The following is a 22,529-nucleotide window of genomic DNA, read 5'->3' on the forward strand; positions in this document are numbered from 1 at the left end:
CGTGACGGCCGTGCCCCACGCCGGTCGCACGGCCGGCACCCGGTCGGCCCGACCCTCTCCGCCCCTGTCCCGACACTCCCGATGAGAGCCCTCATGTTCCTCGACACACCCCGCCCCCGCCGCCGGTTCCGCCCGGTCGGTGCCGCCGCCCTCGCCCTCGGTCTGGCCGCCGTCACCGGATGCAGCAGCGACAGCGGCGCCGGCGACGACACCGTGAAGATCGGCCTGGTCGCCTCCCTCTCGGGCACCTACGAGCCGGTCGGCACCGAACTGCGCGCCGGCTTCGAGCTGTACCTGGCCACCCATGGCGACAAGCTCGGCGGACGCAAGGCCGAACTGGTCGTCGCGGACGAGGGCGACGGTCCGCCGACGGCCCTGCCCGCGGCCACCAAGCTGGTCAAGAAGGACAAGGTCGACGTGCTGACGGGCCTCGTCAGCGGCGGCTCGGTGAACGCGGTGCTCCCGCTGGTGGAGCAGGCCAAGATCCCCTTCCTGGGGTCGAACGCCCGGCCGCCGGTGAAGGACATCGAGTACGTGTGGACGACGAGCTTCCTGTCCGACGAACCGGGCAAGGCCATCGCCCCGTACGTCAAGGAGAAGGTGGACGGCCCGGTCTACGCGATCGGCCCCGACTACCAGGGCGGTTACGACGAACTGCGCGGCTTCACCGAGGAGTTCAAGCGGGTCAAGGGCAAGCTGGCCAACCCCGGCGGCAAGACGACCTGGACGCCGTTCCCGAAGACCACCAACTTCATGCCGTACTTCGCGGAGATCGCCAAGACGGACGCCAAGGCGGTGTACTGCTTCTACGCCGGCAAGGCCGCGATCGACTTCGCCAAGCAGTACGCCCAGTCCGACATCGCTGACTTGCCGCTGTACACGGCGTTCGTCACCGAGGGCAGCGTGCTCCAGGCGCAGGGCGACGCGGCGAAGGGCATCTACTCGGTCCTGAACTACGCGGCCGACCTCGACAACGAGGCCAATCGCACGTTCGCCGCCGACTGGACCGCCGAGCACGACACGCAGCCCACCACCTACGCGATGGCGTCGTACGACGCGGCCGCCGTGCTGGACAAGGCCATCGCCGACGCGGCGAAGAAGGGCGACGTGACCCCGCAGACCATCAACAAGGCCATCGAGGGGCTGGGGCAGATCGACAGCCCGCGCGGCGCCTGGGAGTTCAGCGACAAGGCGCACGCGCCGGTGCAGACCTGGTACCTGCGCCAGGTGCGGCCGGACGGGGCCCAGCTGGCCAACGTCATGGTCCAGGACCTGGCGACGCTCGGCAGCTGACATGGATCTCCTCGACGCCCACCTCGTACCGGCGGTGGACGGGGTGGCCTTCGGGCTGCTGCTGTTCGTGGTCGCCGCCGGTCTGAGCCTCGCCTTCGGCACCGCGGGCGTACTGAACCTGTCGCACGGCACGCTGTACGCGATCGGCGCCTACACGGGAGCCGCGCTGAGCGACGGGACCTGGGGCGGCCTCGCCCTCGGTCTGGCCGCGGGCACCGCCGCCGCGTGCCTCGCGGGGGCGGGACTGTCCGCGGCGACGGCCCCCCTCGCACGGCGCGGGCATCTCGCCCAGGCCCTGCTGACCTTCGGGCTCGCCCTGGTCGGCGGCGATCTGCTCATCCAGTTCTTCGGTGCGGACGAGCTTCCCGTACGCGTCCCGGAGGCGCTGGACTCCTCGGTGACGCTGCTGGGCCACCGGTATCCCGCGTACCGGCTGTGCTTCATCGTGATGGCCGTGCTGCTCGCCGCGTTCGGCACCTGGGTGCTGACCCGCACCCGCATGGGCGCGGCGGTACGGGCCGCCGCCGACGATCCGCAGATGCTCGCGACCACCGGCCACAGCCCCCGGGCCGTGCACACCGGTGTGCTCGCGGCGGCGGGCGCGCTGGCCGGGGCGGCGGGGGTGCTGGGGGCGCCGATCATCGGGCCGGGACCCGGCACGTCCGAGAACGTGCTGATGCTCTCCCTCGTCGTGGTCGTCCTGGGCGGGCTGCGCTCGCTGTGGGCGACTCTCGCGGCGGCGGTCGCCGTGGGCGAGGTGCAGACGCTGGGCGTCTCGGTGGTGCCGGACCTGGCGCCGTATCTGCTCTTCGCCGCGATGGCGGCGGTGCTGGTGCTGCGCTCCCGTTTCGCGGAACCCGCTGCGGCGCACGGCCCGGAGGGCCCGTCCCCCGACCCGGTGACCCGTCTGCGACGCCAGCTCACGGCACGGCTGCGCCGGAGGCGGGGCGCGGCGGTGGCTCCCACTCTCCCGTTCACGCTTCCGCGTCCTCGCGGAGCCGCCGGGCGGGCCGGCCCCCTGCTCGTGCTGCTCGCGGTGCTGGCCGCGCTGCCGTGGGTGCTCGACGCGTACACGCTCTCGCTGGCCGGTTCCGCCCTGGCACTGGGGCTGCTCGCCGTCAGCGTCACCGTCCTCACCGGCTACGCGGGCCTGCCGACCCTGGGGCAGACCGCGCCGTTCGCGGTCGGCGCGTACGCCACGGCGAACCTCGCGGAGGCCGGGTGGACCATGGGCCCGGTCCAGATCGTCCTCTCGGCACTGGCGGCCGCGCTCTTCTCCGCCCTCACCGGCCCGGCCGTGATCCGGGCCCGGGGCACCACCGTCCTGATGATCACGCTCGCCGTCGGGGAACTGACCGGCGCCGTCGTCAACCGGCTGAAGTCCGTCACCGGAGGCGCCGACGGTCTGGTGGGCTTCCCCGCCACGCGGGCGCTGTGGGGCGGTGAGGGGATGTTCGAGGAGAGCGAGCTCTACACCTACGCGCTCGTCGTCGCCGTCATCGCCGTCGCCGTCACCCTGCTCGTGCTGCGCTCACCGGCGGGCAAGCTGCTGACGGGCACCCGGGGGGCCGAGGCGCGGATGCGCGCGTCCGGACACCCGGTGGGGCGCTACCTGCTGGTGGCGCACATCTGCGCCGGTGCGCTGGCGGGCGTCGGCGGTTCGCTGATGGTCACCGTCCAGCAGTACCTCTCCCCCGCCGACGTCGGCTTCGAGATCGCCGCGTTCGCACTGCTGGCGGCCGTCATCGGCGGTACGACGTCCGTCATCGGCGCCCTGATGGGCGCGGGGCTCATCGTCGTCACCCGGGACTGGGTCGCCGGATCGTGGCCCGGCCACGGGCCGCTGCTGCTCGGGGTGCTGTTCGTGGCCGCCGTGTACCTGCTGCCCCGGGGCCTGGCCGGTCTGCGGGGCGGCTCCGGCCGGAGCGGGCCCGATCCCGGCCGGCCCCGGTCCGGCGAACCGTATCCGTCCACGCCCGACCCGACCCCCGCCGGGAAGGTTTCCCCTTGACGCCCCCACGAACTCCCGCACCGACTCCCGCACCGAACGCCCCCTCGGCGCCCCCTCTGCTTGACCTCACCCACCTCACCCGCCGGTACGGCAGCCTCACCGCCGTCGACGACGTCGGCCTGCGGCTCACGGCGGGCGCCCGGCACGCCGTCATCGGCCCGAACGGGGCCGGCAAGACCACCCTGCTCAACCTCATCGCGGGCACCGACCGGCCCGACCACGGGACGATCGCACTGGACGGCGAGGACATCACCCGTACGGCCACGGCCAGGCGCAGCCGGCTCGGGATCGCCCGGAGCTTCCAACAGCCCTCGGTGATCTCCGAGTTGTCGGTCCTGGACAACGTCGTGCTGGCCGGGTGGCCGCATCACCCCGAGCGACGTGGCGCCTGGCGCAGACCGTCCCGCCACCGGCTGCACGCCGAGTCCGCACGCGGCCACCTGGAGACGGTCGGCCTCGCCGGCCTGGCCCACCGGCCGGCCTCCACGCTCTCCCACGGGCAGCGCCGGATGCTCGACCTCGCCGCCGCGCTGGCGGGGAACCCGCGCCTGCTGCTCCTGGACGAGCCGGCGGCCGGCCTGACCGACGGCGACATCGGGCGGCTGCTGGGCATTCTCGGCGGCCTGCCGGACAGCGTCGCGATCATCCTGGTCGAGCACCATGTCGAGGTGGTCGCCGAACTCGCCACGGATGTGACCGTGCTGGCGGCCGGGCGGGTGCTCGTCACCGCTCCGACGCGGGAGGCTCTCGCCCACCCCGACGTCCGGGACGCGTACCACGACCCGGGCTCGACGACTCCGGGCGCCGCCTCGGAGCGATCCACCACCGAAGCGTCCGAAGCCTCCGAAGCGAGAGGATGACCGGCCCCCGATGCTCGAACTCACCGGCCTGACCGCGGGCTACGACGGCGGTACCGCGCTCCACCCCCTCGACCTGTCGGTGCCCGCCGGCACGGTCCACGCCGTCGTCGGCCACAACGGCGCGGGCAAGACCACCCTCGTCCACACCGTCGCCGGGCTGATGCGCCCGAGCGCCGGCACCGTACGCCTCGACGGCCGGGATGTGACGGGCCTGCCCGCGCACCGCACGGCCCGCGCCGGGATCGGCCTCGTGCCGCAGGGCCGCCGGGTCTTCGCCGGGCTCACCGTCGCCGAACACCTGCGGCTGTCCTACCGTCCGCCGCGGCGCGGTGACGCCGCGCGCCCCAGTGTGTGGACCCCCGCGCGGGTCCTGGAGCTGCTGCCCCGGCTGGGCGAGCGCCGCGACAACCGCGGTACGGACCTGTCCGGCGGCGAACAGCAGATGCTGGCCCTGGCGCGCGCGCTGCTCGGCTCACCGCGTGTCCTGCTGCTCGACGAGCCGTCCGAGGGTCTCGCACCCGTACTCGTCCGGCAGGTCCACGAGTTGGTGACGACACTGGCGGACGAGGGCATCGCCGTACTCCTGGTCTCCCCCAGCCCTGCCCGGGCCGTCGAGTGCGCCCGCACGCTGACGGTGCTGACCTCGGGGCGGATGACGCTCCGCATCCCCGGCGAGGAGGCCCGCGCCGACGCCTCCGCCCTGCACGCCGCCCTGGAGCTGACACCGGGCGCGGCCTGAGGCGGGGCGGGACGGCGGCGGGGCGGCGAGTGGGGACAGCGGCGGGACGGCGGACCGCCGGAGAGTTGGGCCGGCGGCGGGGCGGAACCGGTCACCGGCCCGCCCCGGCCGCCGCGCGTCTAGCCGGCCTTGATGCTGTGGCCGCCGAAGCCGCTGCGCTTGTCGGAGCCGCTGTTCTGGTCCTGCCACCACGCGTCGAACTCCGGCCGGCCCATGGCCGACCAGTCGGGTGTGTTCTCGACCTGGGCGCTGCCCATCCTGCGGGCGAGGGCGACCATGGCCGCTCCGACGGGACCCCGGCCCGCGTCGTAGGTCTCCAGGACCTCCTTCCAGCTGTCCCCGGCCCGCCACGCGGCCTCCAGGGCGTTGGCGTCCTGGAGCGCCTTCACGCTGCCGCCGCCGATGTGCGGCCGGGCGACGCTCGCCGCGTCGCCGACGAGTGCCATGCGGCCCGAGGTGTAGTGCGGCACCTCCAGGTCGTAGATCGGCTGGATGAAGGTGGTCTCGGCGGGGGTGCGGAGCACCCTGGCCGCCCAGTACGGCGGGAAGTTGTCGGCGACCAGGGCGCGCAGGTACGCCGTGAGCTCGGAGTTGAGCCGGCCCGGCGGCAGCGAGGTGGGGCGCGTCAGGTCGGGGTGCAGGCCGTCGGCCTGCGGGGGCGCGGTGTAGAGGACCCAGTTGAGCAGCTCCCCGCCGACGCCGTCCGGGATCCGGTAGAGCATGCAGTGACCGCCGGGGAAGACGATGTTGTGCGCGTCGTGCCCGTCGGAGGGGAGGCCCGCCACGTCCGACGACGTGCCGCGCCATCCGACGTAACCGGCGTACGTCGCGTCGGTGCCCGGGAACATGGCCTCGCGGACGACGGAGCGGTATCCGTCCGCCCCGATCACCACGTCGAAGTGCTCCTGGTATCCGTCCGCGAGCCGCAGCGTCACCCCGTCGTCGTCCGGCTCCACGGCGGTGACCACGGCGCCCGACCGGTAGGTGACCTCCTGGGGCACCCTGCGGCGCAGCTCGCTCCAGAGGGAGCCCCAGCTGTACGCGCGGAAGGGGAAGGGCTGCTCGCCGACGGCCCGGCCGTGGTCGGCCTCGCCGTCACGCACGCTCCACACCCGCCGGGTCAGCGGCGCCCACGGCATCTCGGGGGCGACGTAACCGGCGTCCCGCAGTTCGTCGTAGCGGTCGCTGTGCAGGGCGATGCCCACCCCCCTGTCGCGGAGCCGGGCATCGGCGCGCTCGAAGACCGTGATCCTCTCGGCTCCGCCCCGCGACGCGGCCAGCGCTGCGGCACACCCCGCTATGCTGCCGCCGACCACGGCGATGCTGCCTCCACGCATGACTGGCACTCCACTCACTCGGTGTTACGGTCGCGTTCCGGGTGCCGCGCCCCGTCCGGGTACCGGTCCCCCCGGCGGCCCCGCCCCGGCGTAACTCACCTGTGCGTGGCCGTCGTTGACCCGTCCGGTGCGGTCAGGACCCGCACCGGATCCTACCGAGGAGCGTCAGGCCGGCGAGCGGCGCGCGTACCGCGGCGGCTCAGGCGCTGGCGCCCGTCGGCGCGTCACAGCATGATGAGCAGCCGCGTGTTCGCCTTGAGCTTCCTGTTCACCGAACGGCTCTGCACGTACACCTCCAGCTTCGGGTTGTTGCCGGCCTTCACCGAGACGGTCCCGTGGATGCCGGTGCCGAACAGGAGATTGCGCGCCGCGTCGCCCGTGTAGGCGCGGTCGGTGTCCTTCTCGACCACGATGACGTCCTTGTCGGGCTGGACCTGCACCCGGGTGCCCAGCTGGTAGTAGCACGCGCCGCGCTGGTACGTCACACCCGGATGCGAGTCGACGAAGGCGCGGATCTCGGTCTCCTTGTCGACCTTCAGGAGCCGGTACCTGTCGGCCGCCACCGGTTCGAGATTCGCCCGCACATCGTCGACCGATATGTCCTGGCCGACGGCGAAGAGGTTCTTCGTGCCGCGCACGCCCTGCTCGCGCCCCCGCAGGAAGCTGGTGGCGGCGGCGCGCACCGTACCGATCGCGTCCTCGACGCCCTTCTGGGAGTCCGCGTCCCAGATGGCGATGTTTCCCGCGGGGAAGCCGTAGTTCTGAGCGGTGCGCTTCGCCAGGGAGTTGGGGACGAGGATGGCGGACGTCCAGTGGCCCGGCAGCGCGCCCATCTTCGCCGCGATCCTGTCGAGCCAGGGCCGGAGGATGGTCATGTCGCCGTCGTGCCGCCGGTCGCCGCCGGAGGCGTTCTCCTCGCCGTCCGTCACCACGATCTGGAGGAAGCTGTGCTCCCCGTACTCCTCCCAGATGTGGCCCAGGTCGTCCAGGGACTTGAGCGAGGCCTCGATGAGGGCGGTGGCGCCGTTGTTGACCTTGTACAGGCCCCGCATGGACGGCAGGTGCTTCACGTCCATGTCCCAGACCAGGTTCTCCACCCTGTGGTCGAAGGAGTAGAGGCTGATCCGGGTCTCATGGCCGAGGAGGTCCGACTCGGCCTTGAGACCGGCCACGAACTCGTCGACGACACGGATCAGTTGGCCCTGGTGCTGGTACATGGAACCCGAACAGTCCACGACCAGCGCGACGTGGTTCACCTTGTGCTGGATCTTGTGTGCGGACATGGCTGTGCTCCTTCGCCGAGGCTCCCCGAGTGATGACTTCACCCTAGGAGGGGGCACTGACAACGGATCCTGACGACGGATCACCCCCGCTCTCCCCGCTCCGACGGAGCGGCTCTCCCCGCTCCGTCGGAGCACTCGCCCGCCTGTCGTCAGACGCCCGCCAGCAGCGCCTCCAGGGCCGTCGCCGTCTCCGGGTGGCGGCCGGCGAGCGCCGCCCCCGAGGGGGCCGGGGTCTCCGTCTCCCAGGTGCCCTCGCAGCCCAGCAGCTCCGCCAGGCTGTCGCAGGTGTCCGGGTGCGCGGCCAGCAGCACGGCGCGGCCCGCCGCGCTGCCGCCGGTCACCGCCGGGACGGCCGGCGTCTCCGGTGCGATCCGCCACGGCGGGGTCCAGGAGTCCAGTGCCGGGAGCCGGCCGGGGAAGACGCGTCCGGCCTCGCGGATCAGCAGCGGTGCCAGGTCGGCCCCCTCGGCGCGCAGGGTGGTGATCAGCGTCGGCAGCCAGGGCAGCAGCACCGGGTCCGGCAGCCGTGCGAAGGCGTTCGAGACCGCTTCCACGACGAAGTCGGCCAGCTGGGGCACCGGCTCCAGGGCGTGCAGGAATCCGCTGAGGTAGCGCGGATAGGCCTGCACCACCAGGGGGTTGTCCAGCAGCGCGTCGCAGCGCTCCCTCAGCTCCGCGCGCGAGAGCTGTCCGAGGTGCACCTGGGCCGCCCACAGCAGGGCCACCCGTGCGGGCTCCTGCGGGTGCGACTGCGCGAAGGCCAGGTCCAGCTGGGTCCGGTCGCACCCGAGCGACAGGGCCAGGCTCTCCATGCTGAAGAGGAATCCCAGCATGGCGGCGACCTGGCGGACGGTCGCGTCCTCGTCGGTGAACGCCGTCGGCAGGAGCGTGCAGTAGTGCGCGTACCCCGTCCTGGCGAAGGACTCGATCCAGGACGGCAGCTCCGGCAGGCTGATCCGGTAGTGGGCCAGGAGGCGGCGCACCCGGCGCAGGACCTCCGGCGCCCCGTCGACGCTGCGCTCGGTGGCGAGCACCTCCAGGGCGCGGGTGCCCAGCTCGTCGGCGAGCCGGCCGCCGCGCAGATGCAGTACGGCGTCCTCGACGGCCGCGAGGACCTGAGCCGTGGTGGCGTTCGGGGCGTACGCGGCGCGGCGCAGACGCTGTTCCAGGACCTGTTCGATGCTGACGCCCTCGTAACCGAGCTCGATGAGCGCCCGCTGATGGGTGCCGAGCGCCAGGTCCCAGGACTCCTGGACCGACTGCTTGCCGAGCTCCCGCTCACCCATGATCGGCCGTGCCGCACCAGGGGGCAGGAGGTGGCGCAGCATCCACAGCACGTCGGAGCACCGGCGCAGCTCGGGCCGGGAGTTCATGTCCAGCAGGGCCCGCCGCACACCGCGCTGCTGCAGCTTGAGGTCGAGCGGGGCGAGCCGGTCGTGCACGTCCCGGGCCAGGGGCGGGAGCGCGTCGTAGCCGACCTGGCCGATCCGGTCGCCGCCCATCAGGATCTCCACGAGGCGGCGCACGTCGCGCCTGCCCGGCACGGTGTCCTTCTCGATGCAGGTGACCGCCGCGTCCTGGAAGTCGTACGGGGTGGGCCTGGCCCGGTCGCGCATGCCGGCCAGCAGGATCGACGTCTCGAACACGGCGATGGCGTCGGCGGTGGAGGCCAGGTAGCCGTTGCGCCGGGCGGAGCGCACGATCTCCACCGACCAGCCGAGGAGTTCGGCCTCGTCGAGCCGGTCGAGGGCGGGTGGGCTCTGCAGGAAGCCGGAGAGCTTGTCGGAGGGGGCTTCCGGCGTCACGGGGGCGGCCGGGACGACCGTCTTCCGTGATTCGGCGGCCTTCCCGGCGCCTGACGGGCCCGCGAGCCGGTACGGCTTCACCCGGGTGCGCTTGAGGTTCTTCGCCCACTGGGTGGCGGCGATCGACACGGACCCGGCGGCGAGGCCGAACTGCGCCTCTGTCGCCGCGTGGCTGGACGGGATCAGCCCGTGCTGCCAGGTGCTCTCGCTCGGAGGGGTGATCTCGAAGGTGTCGCTGCCGTGGACACCGAACTCCTCGACCCGGCTGGAGGCGTGGAACGCGCCGCAGACGTAGAGGCAGTCCTCGGGGTCGGTGCCGGTCGCGGCGAGGTGCTCGCGCATCCGCGTCCACATGTACCGCTCACGGTCCTCGTCCACCCTGAGCCGGCCGGGGTCCCCGGGGGCCAGACGGCGGAAGAGGCTGCCGATCAGGAGCATCACCTGGCGGTAGGTGTCGTGGTCGCTGTCGCCGAGCGGCAGCTCGACGTACTGGTGCCACCACTCCGACCAGTGCCGCACCCGGCCGTGGCGCAGGAGGTGTTCCTCCAGTTCGGCGAAGCGGGGGCGCAGGTCGCCGATCTCCACGCCGACGGCGTCGCCGTGCAGCGCCGCCTCCTCCTCGGCGGGCGGTGCGTCGGGGTCCGTGGGCTCCGGCGCGCCGGCCTGCCACTGGAACACGTGGTCCGAGGAGCGGTCGACGAGGACCAGCTCGACGTCCGGGGTGTCCAGTGCGTAGGCGATGGCCTGGTACTCGGCCGAGGCCTCGGTGATCGGGGCGACGACCGACAGCGGCGCCCACTCCGCCGGGAAGCCCTTGACCTCGCTCGCGAACGCCTGGACGGCCACCGGGAGCCGGCAGTTGCGCAGCTCCGTCAGCAGCGGGGCCATGTCCTCGCACAGCTCCAGGTACACCACCTTCGGCTGCTTCTCCCGCAGCCGCCGTGCCATCGCGACCGCCGAGGCGGGCGAGTGGTGGCAGACGGGGAAGATCTCCAGTGGCTCGCGGACGGCGCGGTCGACGTCGTCGACGATGCCCAGGAGGATGCCCTGGAGCGCGTCGGGTCCGTCGGCGAACTCCGCCGCCGCGTCCTGGAGCTGTCCGCGCAGCGCGTCGAAGGGCGGCCCCTCGGTGAGGGCGCTCATGACAGGGTGGCGATCGCGTCGCGGCCGCCCTCCAGGAACTCCGGCCAGGAGCCCCCTTCCTCCTTGCTGCGCGGCTCGACGACGCCGTGCAGGTACTTGTTGAGGATGGCGAGGTCCTCGGGTTCGCGCCTCGCCAGCGATCCGACGAGCGAGGAGGCGAGGGTACGGGCGGTCAGCGCGCGTTCGCCGAAGAAGTTGCTGTGGAGGATGGCGTCCTCCAGTACGCCGATCTGTTCGGCGCTCGACAGGGCGGACTCCAGCTTCTCGTCGTCGCTGCCGGCCGCGGCGGCCGAGGCGCGCAGGTCGGCGAAGCTCTGCAGCAGCACGTCGAGCAGGGTCGGCGGGACGTCCAGCTCGATCCGGTGGCGGCGCAGCAGTTCCTCGGTGCGGAAGCGGACGATCTGGGCCTCGCTCTTCTTGTTCGTCACCACCGGGATGCGGACGAAGTTGAAGCGGCGCTTCAGAGCGGAGGACAGGTCGTTGACGCCGCGGTCGCGGCTGTTGGCCGTGGCGATGACGGAGAAGCCCGGCTTGGCGAAGACGATGTTGTCGCTGTCCATCTCCGGGACCGAGATGTACTTCTCCGACAGGATCGAGATCAGCGCGTCCTGGACGTCGCTGGTGGAGCGGGTGAGCTCCTCGAAGCGGCCGATCGCTCCCGTCTCCATCGCGGTCATGATCGGTGAGGGGATCATCGACTCCCGTGACTGGCCCTTGGAGATCACCATGGACACGTTCCAGGAGTACTTGATGTGGTCCTCGGTGGTGCCGGCCGTGCCCTGCACCACGAGGGTGGAGTTACGGGAGATGGCGGCGGACAGCAGCTCGGCCAGCCAGCTCTTGCCCGTGCCCGGGTCGCCGATGAGCAGCAGGCCCCGGTCGGAGGCCAGGGTGACGATGGAGCGCTCGACGAAGCTCCGGTCGCCGTACCACTTCTGGGAGATCTCCCGGTCGAGGCCGTCGGCGCGCTCGGACCCCAGGATGAAGAGGCGGACCATCTTGGGCGACAGCCGCCAGGAGAACGGCTTGGGGCCGTCGTCGACCGACTCCAGCCAGTCCAGTTCCTCGGCGTACTTGATCTCGGCGGGGGCGCGCAACAGGTCGGACATGTGTATGCCTTTCTCGGAATGTCTGGTTCAACTGCACCGGGCCGAGGAGCCTCAGGTCAGGAAGGTCTTGAGCTCGTGGACGAGCTTGCGTATGTGGCCGGAGAGGACCGGTGTCCCCTGGTCCTTGAACCGCTCGCGGAACCACGGGTTGACGCTGGCGCGGCCGGAGCTGGTCACGGAGCCGACCGGTATGAACTTGGCTCCGGAGCGGTGGATGGCGGCCATGCTCTCGAAGAGCGGCTCGGACTGCCATTCGTAGAAGTCCGAGATCCACACCACGACGGTGTTGCGGGGCTCGGCGATCTTCGGCTGGGCCAGTGCCATGGCGACCGTGCCGTCGGTGCCGCCGCCGAGGTTGGTGCGCAGCAGGGTCTCGAACGGGTCGTGCACCCACGGGGTGAGGTCGAGCGCCTGGGTGTCGTACGCGATGAGGTGGACGTCCACCTTGGGCAGTCCCGCGAAGATCGAGGCCAGGATGGTGCAGTTGACCATGGAGTCCACCATCGACCCCGACTGGTCGACGACCACGATCAGCCGCTGAGGTGTGGTCCTGCGCGCGGTGTGGCGGTAGAAGAGGCGGTCGACGTAGAGCCGTTCCTCCTCGGGGCTCCAGTTGGTGAGGTTCTTCCAGATCGTGCGGTCCAGGTCCAGGTTGCGGAAGACCCGCTTGGGCGGCACCGAACGGTCCAGGGCGCCGACGGTCGACTTCTCGACCTGTGTACGCAGGACCTCCGCGACCTCGTCGACGAAGCGGCGGATCAGCGCCTTGGCGTTGGCGAGCGCCACACCGGAGAGGTTGTCCTTGTCGCGCAGCAGCTGCTCGATCAGGGACATGCTGGGTGTCAGCTGCCCGGCGAGCCGGGGGTCGGCGAGCACCTCACGCAGCCGCATGCGCTTGACGAGCCCGGCCTCGATGGAGCCGAGCTCCGGGCCGATCTCGGGGATGAGCCGGCTGAGGTCGGGGGTCCTGCCTCCGCCGCCCGTGCCGGTCGGGGCGGCCGTCATCCCTCCCTGGCGTCCGCCGCGGAGCTCGCCCGGCCGGCAGCCGAGGGCGCGCTCCAGCCAGCCGGCGTCGGACTGCCAGCGGGACAACTGGTCGGCGGTGACGGTGCCGGGCGGGTCGTGGAAGACGTTCAGCAGGACCTTCGACACGAGCGCGGCGCGCCGCACCTCGGCGGCACGGTCCCGGGGGTCGCCGTCCTCGACCTCCTCCTCCGCCTCCCCTTCCTCCTCCGGCACCATCAGGCCGTCGAACTCGGCCGCCAGCTCGGGATGGCGCTGCACCACGGAGTCGACGGACGCCTGGGGGTCCAGCAGCTTGGCCGGCAGGCCGATGTCCTCGACCACGGCGAGGCTCGCGGACTCCAGGGATGCCTGCTCCTCGTGGTCGAAGAGCCGGGCGAGGAGGCGCCAGTACATGACCTGGCGGCGGTTGTCGTGCGAGACGGGTCCGGTCGCGCCGGGACTCTGCTGTCCGGTCATTTCCGCAGCAGCCTTCCCGCGCGTTCGTTCAGCACCTTCGCGGCGTCGGTGGCCGCCTTCTCGGCCCTGGCCCCGGCCTTGTCGGCCGTTCCCCCGGCCCAGGCGCTGGCATGCACCGGGGTCACCTTCTTCCGCACCGTCGTCTCGACGGCGAGCGGCTGCACACCGAACGCGCCGGCGTCCCAGCGGATCAGCGCGATGCACGCACCGGACCTGGCGACGGCTTCGGGGGTGAGCGGCCCCGCGACGGGGATCCGGTCGGTGTCCACGGCCAGTTCGGTCCCGGCGACCGTGAAGGTCAGCCGTCCCTCGTCGTCCGTCCTGGCGGTGTAGCCCTCCAGGAAGACGGGGACGGCGATGCGCGCGGGGTGCCGGTCCAGGGGCGCGGTCACCGGGGCGGTCGCGGTGGGCAGGGCCACGCGGGCGGTGGCGAACGCCTCGGCGGGCTCCCCCGGGCGGGCGTGCTCGTCGCTCCAGAGGAGGTCGCCCTCGGCGGTGACCGGCATTCCGGTGAGGTCCATCGAGCGGCCCTCTCCGGCGGCCGCGAGGAGTGACATGTGCGGGCGCAGCAGCTGCCAGATCCCGGCCCCGACGACGGTGTCGGGCTTCGGCACCGACACCGCCGCGCGCACCAGGCGGGGCGCGGATCCGTCGGCGGGTTCGAGGACGGCGTGCACCTGTGCCTGGGCGGCGGTCGCGTGCTCCGTCACGTCGATGCCGAGGGGCAGCAGCCGTCCGTCGACGGTCCCGGCCACGGGCGTGACGGCGGCTCCCGGCACCGTCAGCAGCATCCCGCGCGACCACAGGTCGGCCCATCGGCGTACCGGGAAGCGCTCCGCCGACGCGCCGGGGCAGGACGCGGCGAGTTCGGCGGCGAAACCGTCGAGGAGTGCCGCCAGACGGCGGTGGGACGGGTCGGGGAGCATCGCGGACACGACCTCGGCCGCCCCGGACACCACCTCGTGGTCGAGGCCCTGCCATCCGCAGCGCGCCAGGTCCGAGAGCCAGGCGCGGGCGGCCGTGAGCAGATTGGCGGCCTGCGGCCGTCCGGCGGCGTCCGGTGCGGTGTCCGCGCCGCGCGTACGGCCGGCCGCCTCCTCGACGCGGGCCAGCAGTGCGTCGTGGACGGAGCCGAGCAGCGCGGTCCGGGCGGCGGCCAGGGCCACGAAGTGGTCCTCGTCCGCCGCTCCGGCGGCCGCCTTCGCCGCCGCCTCGGCGACCCTGGCGGCCAGGGGTGTCCCCGCCACGGCGTCGGCGAGCCGCGTGGGGCCCGCGGCACCGTCGGCCTGGGGGCGGAGCAGCCCGGCGACGAGCGTCCGGTCGAAGGCGTCGACGGCCTCCAGCGCATCGTCCAGTCCGTCGACGGGTTCGGTGAGCGGTCCGGTGTGCATCAGGCCACCGCCCGGGTCGGCGGGAAGAACTGCATCTCGGGCAACGGCGCCGTGACCGGCGGGTGTTCGAGGTAGGCCAGGTGGCGCAGGAAGCGGCTGAAGACGGAGGCGGCGGCCTTGGTCACGTCCGCCGGGGGCCGGGTGCTCCGCATGGCGGAGGCCAGCACGGCACCGTCCACCTCACCCTCCGGGACCTCGGCCCTCAGGTACCGGACGACGCGCTCGGCTCCGTACTGGAGGACCGCCTCGTTGATCAGGGCGCCGATGTGGTTGCAGAACGATCCGCGCGCACCGCCGCAGGGCCGGTTGTTGTTGGTGCTGCACGCGAAGGCGTAGGTGCCCGTGGCGACGGACGAGACGTAGACCCGCCCGATGTCGGAGCCGCTGGATACCACACCTTGCAGGCGCCCGTCGGCCAGCTCGACGAACGGAACCTTGGCGAGCTTGCGCGGCCTCGCGGGTGGTATCACCCGGGCCTTGCTCGACCTCTCCCAATCGGACAACGCGCCATCTCCCATGCACAGCTGAGGGGGTGTTCCCGCCGGATCGACGGAACACGGACGAACCTACTGGCGTGCACTGACAACGCGGCCCGGGGAGGCCGTGGAAGGTGTGGAGGCGCAGCCGTTCAGACGGCGCGGTGGTGGTTCTCCAGGTCCAGGAGCCGCCTCTTGCGGTCGAGGCCGCCCGAGTAGCCGGTGAGGGCGCCGCTCGCGCCGATCACCCGGTGACAGGGGCGTACGACCAGCAGCGGGTTGGCGCCGATCGCGGTGCCGACGGAGCGCACCGCCGCGCGCGAGGCGCCGATCCGCGCGGCGATCTCGCCGTAGCTGAGCGTGGTGCCGTACGGGATGTCCTCCAGGGCCTTCCAGACGCGGCGCTGGAAGTCGGTGCCGCGGCCGGCGGTGTACTCGATGCCGAAGCGGGTCCGGCTGCCCTCGAAGTACGCGCGGAGCTCGTCCGCGATCACGGTGAAGGCCTCCGGGCTCTCCGTCCAGCCGTCCTGGACCGTGGCGCCGCCCTTCTGGCCCGGCACGGAGAGCGAGGCGAGGGCGGTGCCGCCCGGTGCGGTGGCCGATTCCTCGCCCACCAGGAGCAGTTCGCCGAGCGGGCTGTCGATCGTGGTGTGGAGCGTCATGGTCGTGGTCCTTCCGGGTGGTGCGTCGTGTACGTCGGGCGTGCGGGATGCGGGGCGATACGGCTGGCGGGATTCGGACGTCACGCCGCCACCGGACGCGGCCGGCCGGCGGTGGCGTTCCAGAGGTGGTGCAGGGCGTACGTACGCCAGGGGCGCCAGTCCTCGGCGTCCACCGCGTCGGCACCGGTGTGCCGCAGGCCCGCCCGGAGAGCCGCGTCGCCGGTCAGCAGGACGTCGGGGTCGCCGAGCGCCCGCATGCGGATGTAGCCGGCCGTCCAGGGGCCGACGCCCCGCAGCGCCAGGAGCTCCTTCTCGGCCCGGTCGCGGTCGGCGCCCGGGTCGAGCGCGATCCGCCCGTCGGCCAGCGCGGCGGCGACGGCACGCAGGGTGGCGCGCCGGGAGGCCGGCGCCCCGAGCTCCTCCAGGCCGGCTTCGGCCAGCTCCCCGGGATCGGGGAACGTACGGGTCAGGGCGCCGCTGGGCACCTGGAGGGGCGCGCCGTAGGCCGCCACCAGCGCGCTGCCGAGCCGGCGTCCCGCGGCCACGGAGACCTGCTGGCCGAGGACGGCCCGGACGGCGAGTTCATGGACGTCGGCGGCTCCGGGGGCCCGCAGTCCGGGCGTACGGGCGACGAGCGGGGCCAGCGCGGGATCCGCGCCGAGGCGTTCGGCGACGGCGTGGGGGTCGGCGTCCAGGTCGAAGAGGCGGCGCATCCGCTGGGTCGCGGTCGTCAGATCGCGCAGGTCCCCCAGGTGCAGCCGGCACTCCAGCCAGCCCTCGCCGGTCCACTCGTGGACCTCGGCGATGCCGGTGCCGTGCGGCAGGCGCAGGGTGCGCCGGTAGGTGCGGTCGCCCCGCGCGCCGGCCATCTCCTCGATGCCGGTGAGGGCGCGGGCCGCGAGGTGGTCGAAGATCTCGGCCGCCGCGTACGGCCCCCGGTGGGCGAGCCGCAGCGGCACTCCCCCGGCCCCGTCGGCGGCGCCGACGGAACCGTAGCGCGAGGAGCGGCCGGGCCGGGCGGCGCGGAGCTCGCCCGGGGTGAGCGCGTAGATCTCCCGCACGGTGTCGTTGAACTGCCGCACGCTGGCGAAACCCGCCGCGAAGGCCACGTCGGCGGCCTGCAGGGTGGTGGTCTGGAGCAGGACGCGCGCGGTGTGCGCCCGCTGGGCGCGGGCCAGCGCGATGGGTCCCGCGCCGACCTCGGCGTTCAGCTGGCGCTGCACCTGGCGGGCGCTGTAGCCCAGGCGTGCGGCCAGCCCGGCCACGCCCTCGCGGTCGACGACCCCGTCGCCGATCAGCCGCATCGCGCGGCCCACCAGATCGGCGCGGGCGTTCCAGTCCGCCGAGCCGGGCACCGCGTCCGGGCGGCAGCGCCGGCAGGCGCGGAATCCGCCGCTCTGGGCGGCGGCCGCCGTCGGGAAGAAGGTCACGTTCCGGCGGTTGGGGGTGGTGGCCGGACAGCTCGGGCGGCAGTAGATCCCCGTCGTGGACACGGCGAAGAAGAACTCGCCGTCGAACCGGGCGTCGCGGCTCGTCACCGCCTCGTACCTGCTGTCGTCGCTGGTCATGGTTCAAGGATGCGTCATCCACGCGCCGGGAGCTGGCGGGAATCGGACACCACGCTCCCTGTACACCCCGCTCCCCAGAACTGGTTCCAGTCTTTCATTGGAATCATTCCAGAAAAGTGGTTGACTGCGTACGTGATCGAAACCGAGGCCAGGACGCTCCTGCGGGGAGCGTCGTTGCGGGTGACCCGTCCCAGGGTCGCCGTGCTCTCGGCGGTCCACGAGGCCCCGCACTCCGATGTCAGTACCCTCCTCACCCTGGTACGTACACGCATCGGCGCGGTCTCGACCCAAGCCGTCTACGACGTACTCAGGACGCTCGTCGACGCCGGACTGGCGCGGCGGATCGACCTGCCGAACTCTCCGGCGCGGTACGAGGGACAGTCCCGGGACGGCCATCAGCACGTCGTGTGCCGCTCGTGCGGCACGATCGCCGATGTCGATGCCCCCCAGGGCTCTCCGCGTCCAGGGACGCCCCAGGACCACGGGTTCGCCATCGACCACGTGGAGGTCACGTACTGGGGCCTGTGCCCCGGTTGCCGGACCGCGCGTGGCCGACAGGATCCGGAGTCGGTGCATTGAAGTCTTCACACGGAGGAGCAGGACAATTTCTGACAACACGAAGCCGCTGACGACTGCCGCCGGCGCACCGGTCGCGAACAACGAGAACGCCGTCACCGCCGGTCCGCGCGGGCCGATGCTGCTCCAGGACGTCTGGTTCCTGGAGAAACTCGCCCACTTCAGCCGCGAGGTCATCCCGGAGCGTCGTATGCACGCCAAGGGATCCGGCGCCTTCGGCACCTTCAAGGTGACGCAGGACATCACCCGTTACTCCCGTGCCGCCCTCTTCTCCGAGGTCGGCAAGGAGACGGAGGTCTTCGCCCGGTTCTCGACCGTCGCCGGCGAGCGCGGCGCGGCGGACGCCGAGCGCGACATCCGCGGTTTCGCCCTCCGCTTCTACACGGAGGAGGGCAACTGGGACGTCGTCGGCAACAACACGCCGGTCTTCTTCCACCGCGACCCCCACCACTTCCCCGACCTGAACCGCGCCGTGAAGCGCGACCCGCGCACCAACCTGCGGTCGGCGGAGAACAACTGGGACTTCTGGACCAACCTCCCCGAGGCCCTGCACCAGATCACCATCGTGATGTCGGACCGCGGCATCCCCGACGGCTACCGTCACATGCACGGCTTCGGATCCCACACGTACTCGTTCATCAACGAGAGCAACGAGCGCTTCTGGGTGAAGTTCCACTTCCGCACGCAGCAGGGCATCAAGAACCTGACCGACGAGGAGGCCGCCGCGATCGTCGCCGACGACCGCGAGTCCTCGCAGGCGGACCTGTTCGACGCCATCGAGCGCGGCGACCACCCGAAGTGGACCTTCTACATCCAGGTCATGCCGGAGGCGGACGCCGCGACGTACCGCTACCACCCGTTCGACCTCACCAAGGTCTGGTCCAAGAAGGACTACCCGCTCATCGAGGTCGGCGAGTTCGAGCTCAACCGCAACCCGGAGAACTACTTCGCCGACGTGGAGCAGGCCGCCTTCACCCCGGCCAACCTCGTGCCCGGCGTGGGCGCCTCGCCCGACCGCATGCTGCAGGGCCGGCTGTTCTCGTACGGTGACGCGGCCCGCTACCGCGTCGGGGTCAACCACCACCAGATCCCGGTGAACCAGCCCCGCGGCGCGAAGAACGTCAACACCTACCACCGCGACGGCCAGCTGCGCGTGGACGGCAACCAGGGCGCCGTCCCCGGTTACACCCCGAACAGCTACGGCCGCTGGGCGGAGCAGCCGCAGTTCGCCGAGCCGGGTCTGGCGCTCGACGGCGCCGCGGCCGACCGGTTCGACTACCGCGAGGACGACGACAACTACTTCGAGCAGCCGGGGAACCTGTTCCGCGGGATGACGCCGGAGGAGCAGGACGCCCTCTTCGGCAACACCGCGCGGGCCATCGACGGTGCCTCCCAGGCCACCGTCGAGCGCCACATCAACCACTGCACGCAGGCCGACCCGGCCTACGGCGAGGGTGTGCGCAAGGCCATCGAGGCCCTGAAGGCCTCCAAGCAGGCCTGAACCACCGGCAGTACGTGAGGGCCCGGGGCGGCGGTTCGCCGCCCCGGGCCCTCACGCGTGCGGTGGCGGCTACTTCAGCAGCGCCGTCCGCCCGAACATCTCCGCCGTGGCCCGCGCGCTCGGGGTCCCCGCGTCCAGGTCGGCGCCCGCCTCGACCAGCGCCGCGACGATCGCGTCCTCACCCTTGAACAGGGCGCCCGCCACCGGTGACTGGTCCCTGGCGTTACGCAGGTCGACGTCGGCGCCGCGCCCGACGAGCGCCCGGACCGTCCCGGTGTGCCCGTGGTACGCGGCGAGCATGAGAGGGGTGTTGCCCTCGGGGTCCTGGACGTCGACGGGCAGCCCGTGGTCGAAGAACTCCAGGAGCTCCGGCGTACGCCCCTGCCTGGCCAGGTCCGTCACGATCGCGACGAGCTGACGGGTCTGTTCCTCGGAAAGCGGTTCCATACCTCCACTCTAGGTGTGCGCCCCTCCAACCCTCCGGAGAGGGCGAGACTGATCACATCGTCCGCTGTGTCTGAACTTCACGGGAACTCCAGCGAAATGGCACGTGTGTGGATATCGTGCACCGAGCGAGGGCGCATCCGTCTGTCCATGGGATCGGCGGATGCGCCCCGTTTGTGGGGATGCAACTGTGGCTGGGGGGTTCATGGGGCATGTCGAAATACCTGAATCGGATATATCCGGGCCTGTCGGGCTCGCGGGAGCACCACGACCGCGTACCGCCGCTTCCCGGAACCGCACGGTGGCTCCGGAGAGAGTGTGGAGCACCCCGACGACCGTTGAGCGCGATCACGCGGAGAGACCACGGGCGAAGAAGCCGTCCGGTCCGCGTGTGCCCTTCCTCGTCCTGACCGATCTGCTGGGCCTGGGAGTTCCCGCCTGGCTCGTGCTGCGGGCCGGCGACCAGCCGGGGCCCCTGGCCGCCGCGACGTCGGCCGCGCTCGTCTGGACCGGGGTGCGCGCGGCGCGCGGCCGGTACGAGCGGCGGCTGCCGGGAGAGGTGTCCGGGGCGGCCCGCGCCTCCTCGGGCGACTGGCTGGTCCTCGTCGGGTTACTGGCGGTGCTGCTGGCCGTGACGGGCGGTGGCCTCGACCCGGCGACCGCTGTCGCGGCACTGGTGCCCGGACTGGCCGTGGCCGTGCTCGCCGGGGCCACGGGGTTACGCAAGACCGCGGGGCGAGGGGGGGCGCGCCGGGTCCTGGTGGTCGGCGAGGCGGCGGGACTGGACCGGGCGGTGGGCCTGCTCGGCTCCCGGGAGGACCACCCGTACACCGCGGTGGCCGTGATTCCGGTGGGTCCGGCGGCGCCGGACTGCGGGACACCCGTGACGGGGCGGCTGGCGCCCCGGCCGGCCGACGACGACGTGTCCACGGTGCTGGGCGGCGCCTTCGCCCACGACGCGGATCTGGTGCTCGTCGCGCCCGGTCCCCAGCTCGACGACGACCGGCTGCGCCGGCTGGCGTGGGGCCTGCACGACGGCGGTCTCGCCCTCTGCGTGCTCTCGGACCTGTCGGGGATCGCAGCGGCGCGGGTGCGGCCCGCCTCCGCCGCCGGACTGACCCTGCTGCATGTCGCACCTCCGCTGCGGGGCGGCCCGCAGGCCGTGCTCAAGACCGTCGTGGACCGGGCCGGCGCCGCGCTCGGGCTGCTGGTGCTCGCACCCCTCCTCTTCGCGGTGGCGCTGGCCGTGCGGCTCTCGTCGCCGGGGCCGGTCTTCCACCGCCAGACCCGCCACGGCCGGCACAACAGGCCGTTCACCATGTGGAAGTTCCGCACGATGGTGGCGGACGCGGAGTCCCGCAGGGAGCAGCTCTCGGTGGCGAACGAGAGTGACGGCCCGATGTTCAAGATGCGCCGCGACCCCCGGGTGACGCGCATCGGCCACGCCCTGCGCCGTACGTCCGTGGACGAGCTGCCTCAGCTCCTCAACGTGCTGCGGGGTGACATGTCCCTGGTCGGCCCCCGTCCGCCGCTGCCGGAGGAGGTGTCGCGCTACGACGAACGGGAGCTGCGGCGGCTCGCGGTGCGGCCGGGCCTGACGGGTCTGTGGCAGGTCAGCGGGCGGTCGGACCTCTCCTGGCAGGAGACGGTCTCGTTGGACCTCTGGTACGTCGACAACTGGTCGGTGGCCACGGACATGGGGCTCCTGGCGCGCACGGTGCGCGCCGTCACCGACGGCCGCGGGGCGTACTGAGACGTGGTGGGGGGACACGAGGAGACCGGCGTGCACGGGTCGGACGCGGGCCGCGGCCGTCCGGCCGGAGCGTCAGCCCCGGGGGGCGTTCCGGCCGAGCCACCAGGCGTAGGTGCGGGCGATGCCGTCCCGCAGCGGGATCTGCGGTTCGAAGCCGAGGGAGGAGAGCCGGGACACGTCGAGGAGCTTGCGCGGGGTGCCGTCGGGCTTCGAGGTGTCCCAGACGATGGCGCCCTGGTACTCCGTCACATCCCGTACGGTTTCGGCGAGTTCGCGGATGGTGAGGTCCTCGCCGCAGCCGACGTTGACCGGTTCGGCGCCGTCGTACACCTCCAGCAGCCGTACGCAGGCGGCGGCGAGGTCGTCGACGTGGAGGAACTCACGGCGGGGGCTGCCGGATCCCCACAGGGTGACCTCGTCCGCGCCGTCCCGCTTCGCCTCGTGGAAGCGGCGGATCAGGGCGGGCAGGACGTGGGAGGTCTCCAGGTCGAAGTTGTCCCCGGGGCCGTAGAGATTGGTGGGCATGGCGCTGATGTACGAGGCGCCGTACTGCCGGCGGTACGACTGGACCTGCACGATCCCGGCGATCTTGGCCAGCGCATAGGCCTCGTTGGTCGGCTCCAGGGGGCCCGTGAGGAGCGCGTCCTCGGGGATCGGCTGAGGGGCGTGCTTGGGGTAGATGCACGACGAGCCGAGGAAGAGCAGCCGCTCGACCCCGGCGGCGTGCGCGCCCGCGATCACGGCGAGCTGGATCCGGAGGTTGTCCTCCAGGAACTGCACCGGACGCGTGCTGTTGGCCATGATCCCGCCCACCTTGGCGGCGGCCAGCACCACGGCGTCCGGGCGGGTCTCACGCAGGAACGCCTCGGTCGGCGCGGCCTCGCGCAGGTCGAGCTCGTCCCGGCCTCGGGTGATCACGTCGTGGCCGTCGGCGGTGAGGCGACGCACCAGGGCCGAACCCACGAGGCCGCGGTGGCCCGCGACGAATATGCGGGCGCCGGGGCGCAGCAGGGGACGGGCGGATTCCCGGGACGGTCCGGAGAGGTCAGTCGTCATGGCCCGGATTCTGCCAGCAGCCCGGCACCCGGGTGACTCT

18 protein-coding genes are annotated in these 22,529 nt (G+C 72.5%); 7 read left to right on the forward strand and 11 right to left on the reverse strand.

The features are described 5' to 3' along the window. Nucleotides 1-93 precede the first annotated feature (93 nt). The 4 genes from ACZ607_RS08260 to ACZ607_RS08275 are packed head-to-tail and all read left to right on the forward strand — an operon-like array spanning nt 94 to nt 4,903. Nucleotides 94-1,293, forward strand: coding sequence for an ABC transporter substrate-binding protein (locus tag ACZ607_RS08260; protein ID WP_469732991.1), 1,200 nt, complete (start codon nt 94-96; stop codon nt 1,291-1,293). Between the two features lies 1 nt (nt 1,294). After that, nucleotides 1,295-3,304, forward strand: a complete 2,010-nt coding sequence (locus ACZ607_RS08265; RefSeq protein ID WP_469732993.1) for a branched-chain amino acid ABC transporter permease — start codon at nt 1,295-1,297, stop codon at nt 3,302-3,304. Beyond that, nucleotides 3,301-4,164 (forward strand): ABC transporter ATP-binding protein, encoded by an 864-nt coding sequence (locus ACZ607_RS08270; RefSeq protein WP_469732995.1) that lies wholly within the window; start codon nt 3,301-3,303, stop codon nt 4,162-4,164. Before ACZ607_RS08265 ends, ACZ607_RS08270 begins: the two co-directional genes overlap by 4 nt. Before the next feature lie 10 nt (nt 4,165-4,174). Then, nucleotides 4,175-4,903, forward strand: coding sequence for an ABC transporter ATP-binding protein (locus tag ACZ607_RS08275; protein WP_469732997.1), 729 nt, complete (start codon nt 4,175-4,177; stop codon nt 4,901-4,903). Nucleotides 4,904-5,022: 119 nt separating this feature from the next. Here the strand turns inward: ACZ607_RS08275 and ACZ607_RS08280 are convergent, their stop codons facing one another. From ACZ607_RS08280 to ACZ607_RS08320, 9 genes are all read right to left on the reverse strand, one after another. Further along, a complete protein-coding gene (locus ACZ607_RS08280; RefSeq protein ID WP_469732999.1) occupies nt 5,023-6,240 on the reverse strand; it encodes an FAD-dependent monooxygenase in 1,218 nt (405 codons plus the stop codon). Between the two features lie 224 nt (nt 6,241-6,464). Next, the gene (locus ACZ607_RS08285; protein ID WP_469733001.1) at nt 6,465-7,523 is read right to left on the reverse strand and encodes a vWA domain-containing protein; all 1,059 of its coding nucleotides are present in this window, start codon (nt 7,521-7,523) and stop codon (nt 6,465-6,467) included. Nucleotides 7,524-7,672: 149 nt separating this feature from the next. Further along, on the reverse strand, nt 7,673-10,471 hold the full coding sequence (locus ACZ607_RS08290) for a DUF5682 family protein (protein WP_469733003.1): 2,799 nt from the start codon (nt 10,469-10,471) through the stop codon (nt 7,673-7,675). Next, nucleotides 10,468-11,580 (reverse strand): ATP-binding protein, encoded by a 1,113-nt coding sequence (locus ACZ607_RS08295; protein ID WP_469733005.1) that lies wholly within the window; start codon nt 11,578-11,580, stop codon nt 10,468-10,470. The genes ACZ607_RS08290 and ACZ607_RS08295 overlap by 4 nt, the downstream gene beginning before the upstream one ends. Nucleotides 11,581-11,631: 51 nt before the next feature. Continuing rightward, complete coding sequence (locus tag ACZ607_RS08300) at nt 11,632-13,062, reverse strand: vWA domain-containing protein (RefSeq protein ID WP_469733007.1); 1,431 nt, start codon at nt 13,060-13,062, stop codon at nt 11,632-11,634. Beyond that, nucleotides 13,059-14,453 (reverse strand): hypothetical protein, encoded by a 1,395-nt coding sequence (locus ACZ607_RS08305; RefSeq protein WP_469733009.1) that lies wholly within the window; start codon nt 14,451-14,453, stop codon nt 13,059-13,061. Before ACZ607_RS08305 ends, ACZ607_RS08300 begins: the two co-directional genes overlap by 4 nt. Beyond that, complete coding sequence (locus ACZ607_RS08310) at nt 14,453-14,971, reverse strand: hypothetical protein (RefSeq protein WP_469733011.1); 519 nt, start codon at nt 14,969-14,971, stop codon at nt 14,453-14,455. The genes ACZ607_RS08305 and ACZ607_RS08310 overlap by 1 nt, the downstream gene beginning before the upstream one ends. A gap of 110 nt (nt 14,972-15,081) precedes the next feature. Next, complete coding sequence (locus tag ACZ607_RS08315) at nt 15,082-15,591, reverse strand: methylated-DNA--[protein]-cysteine S-methyltransferase (RefSeq protein WP_469733013.1); 510 nt, start codon at nt 15,589-15,591, stop codon at nt 15,082-15,084. 80 nt (nt 15,592-15,671) lie between these two features. Next, the gene (locus tag ACZ607_RS08320; RefSeq protein ID WP_469733014.1) at nt 15,672-17,159 is read right to left on the reverse strand and encodes an AlkA N-terminal domain-containing protein; all 1,488 of its coding nucleotides are present in this window, start codon (nt 17,157-17,159) and stop codon (nt 15,672-15,674) included. Between the two features lie 132 nt (nt 17,160-17,291). Here ACZ607_RS08320 and ACZ607_RS08325 point away from each other — a divergent pair, with 132 nt between their 5' ends. Together ACZ607_RS08325 and ACZ607_RS08330 are read left to right on the forward strand one after the other, a co-directional pair. Further along, nucleotides 17,292-17,738, forward strand: a complete 447-nt coding sequence (locus ACZ607_RS08325) for a Fur family transcriptional regulator (protein ID WP_469733016.1) — start codon at nt 17,292-17,294, stop codon at nt 17,736-17,738. A gap of 25 nt (nt 17,739-17,763) precedes the next feature. Further along, entirely contained in the window at nt 17,764-19,236 is a 1,473-nt protein-coding gene (locus ACZ607_RS08330) for a catalase (protein WP_469733429.1), read from the forward strand. Nucleotides 19,237-19,305: 69 nt separating this feature from the next. On the opposite strand, the gene ACZ607_RS08335 is transcribed toward ACZ607_RS08330, so the two are convergent. Next, nucleotides 19,306-19,683: an ankyrin repeat domain-containing protein gene (locus ACZ607_RS08335; RefSeq protein ID WP_469733017.1), complete on the reverse strand. Its 378-nt coding sequence runs from the start codon at nt 19,681-19,683 to the stop codon at nt 19,306-19,308. A gap of 202 nt (nt 19,684-19,885) precedes the next feature. Here ACZ607_RS08335 and ACZ607_RS08340 point away from each other — a divergent pair, with 202 nt between their 5' ends. Next, complete coding sequence (locus ACZ607_RS08340) at nt 19,886-21,433, forward strand: sugar transferase (protein WP_469733019.1); 1,548 nt, start codon at nt 19,886-19,888, stop codon at nt 21,431-21,433. A gap of 72 nt (nt 21,434-21,505) precedes the next feature. On the opposite strand, the gene ACZ607_RS08345 is transcribed toward ACZ607_RS08340, so the two are convergent. Beyond that, entirely contained in the window at nt 21,506-22,489 is a 984-nt protein-coding gene (locus ACZ607_RS08345; RefSeq protein WP_469733021.1) for a GDP-L-fucose synthase family protein, read from the reverse strand. Between the last annotated feature and the right edge of the window lie 40 nt (nt 22,490-22,529).

The sequence above is a fragment of the Streptomyces sp. NPDC104381 genome (genome assembly GCF_055583745.1).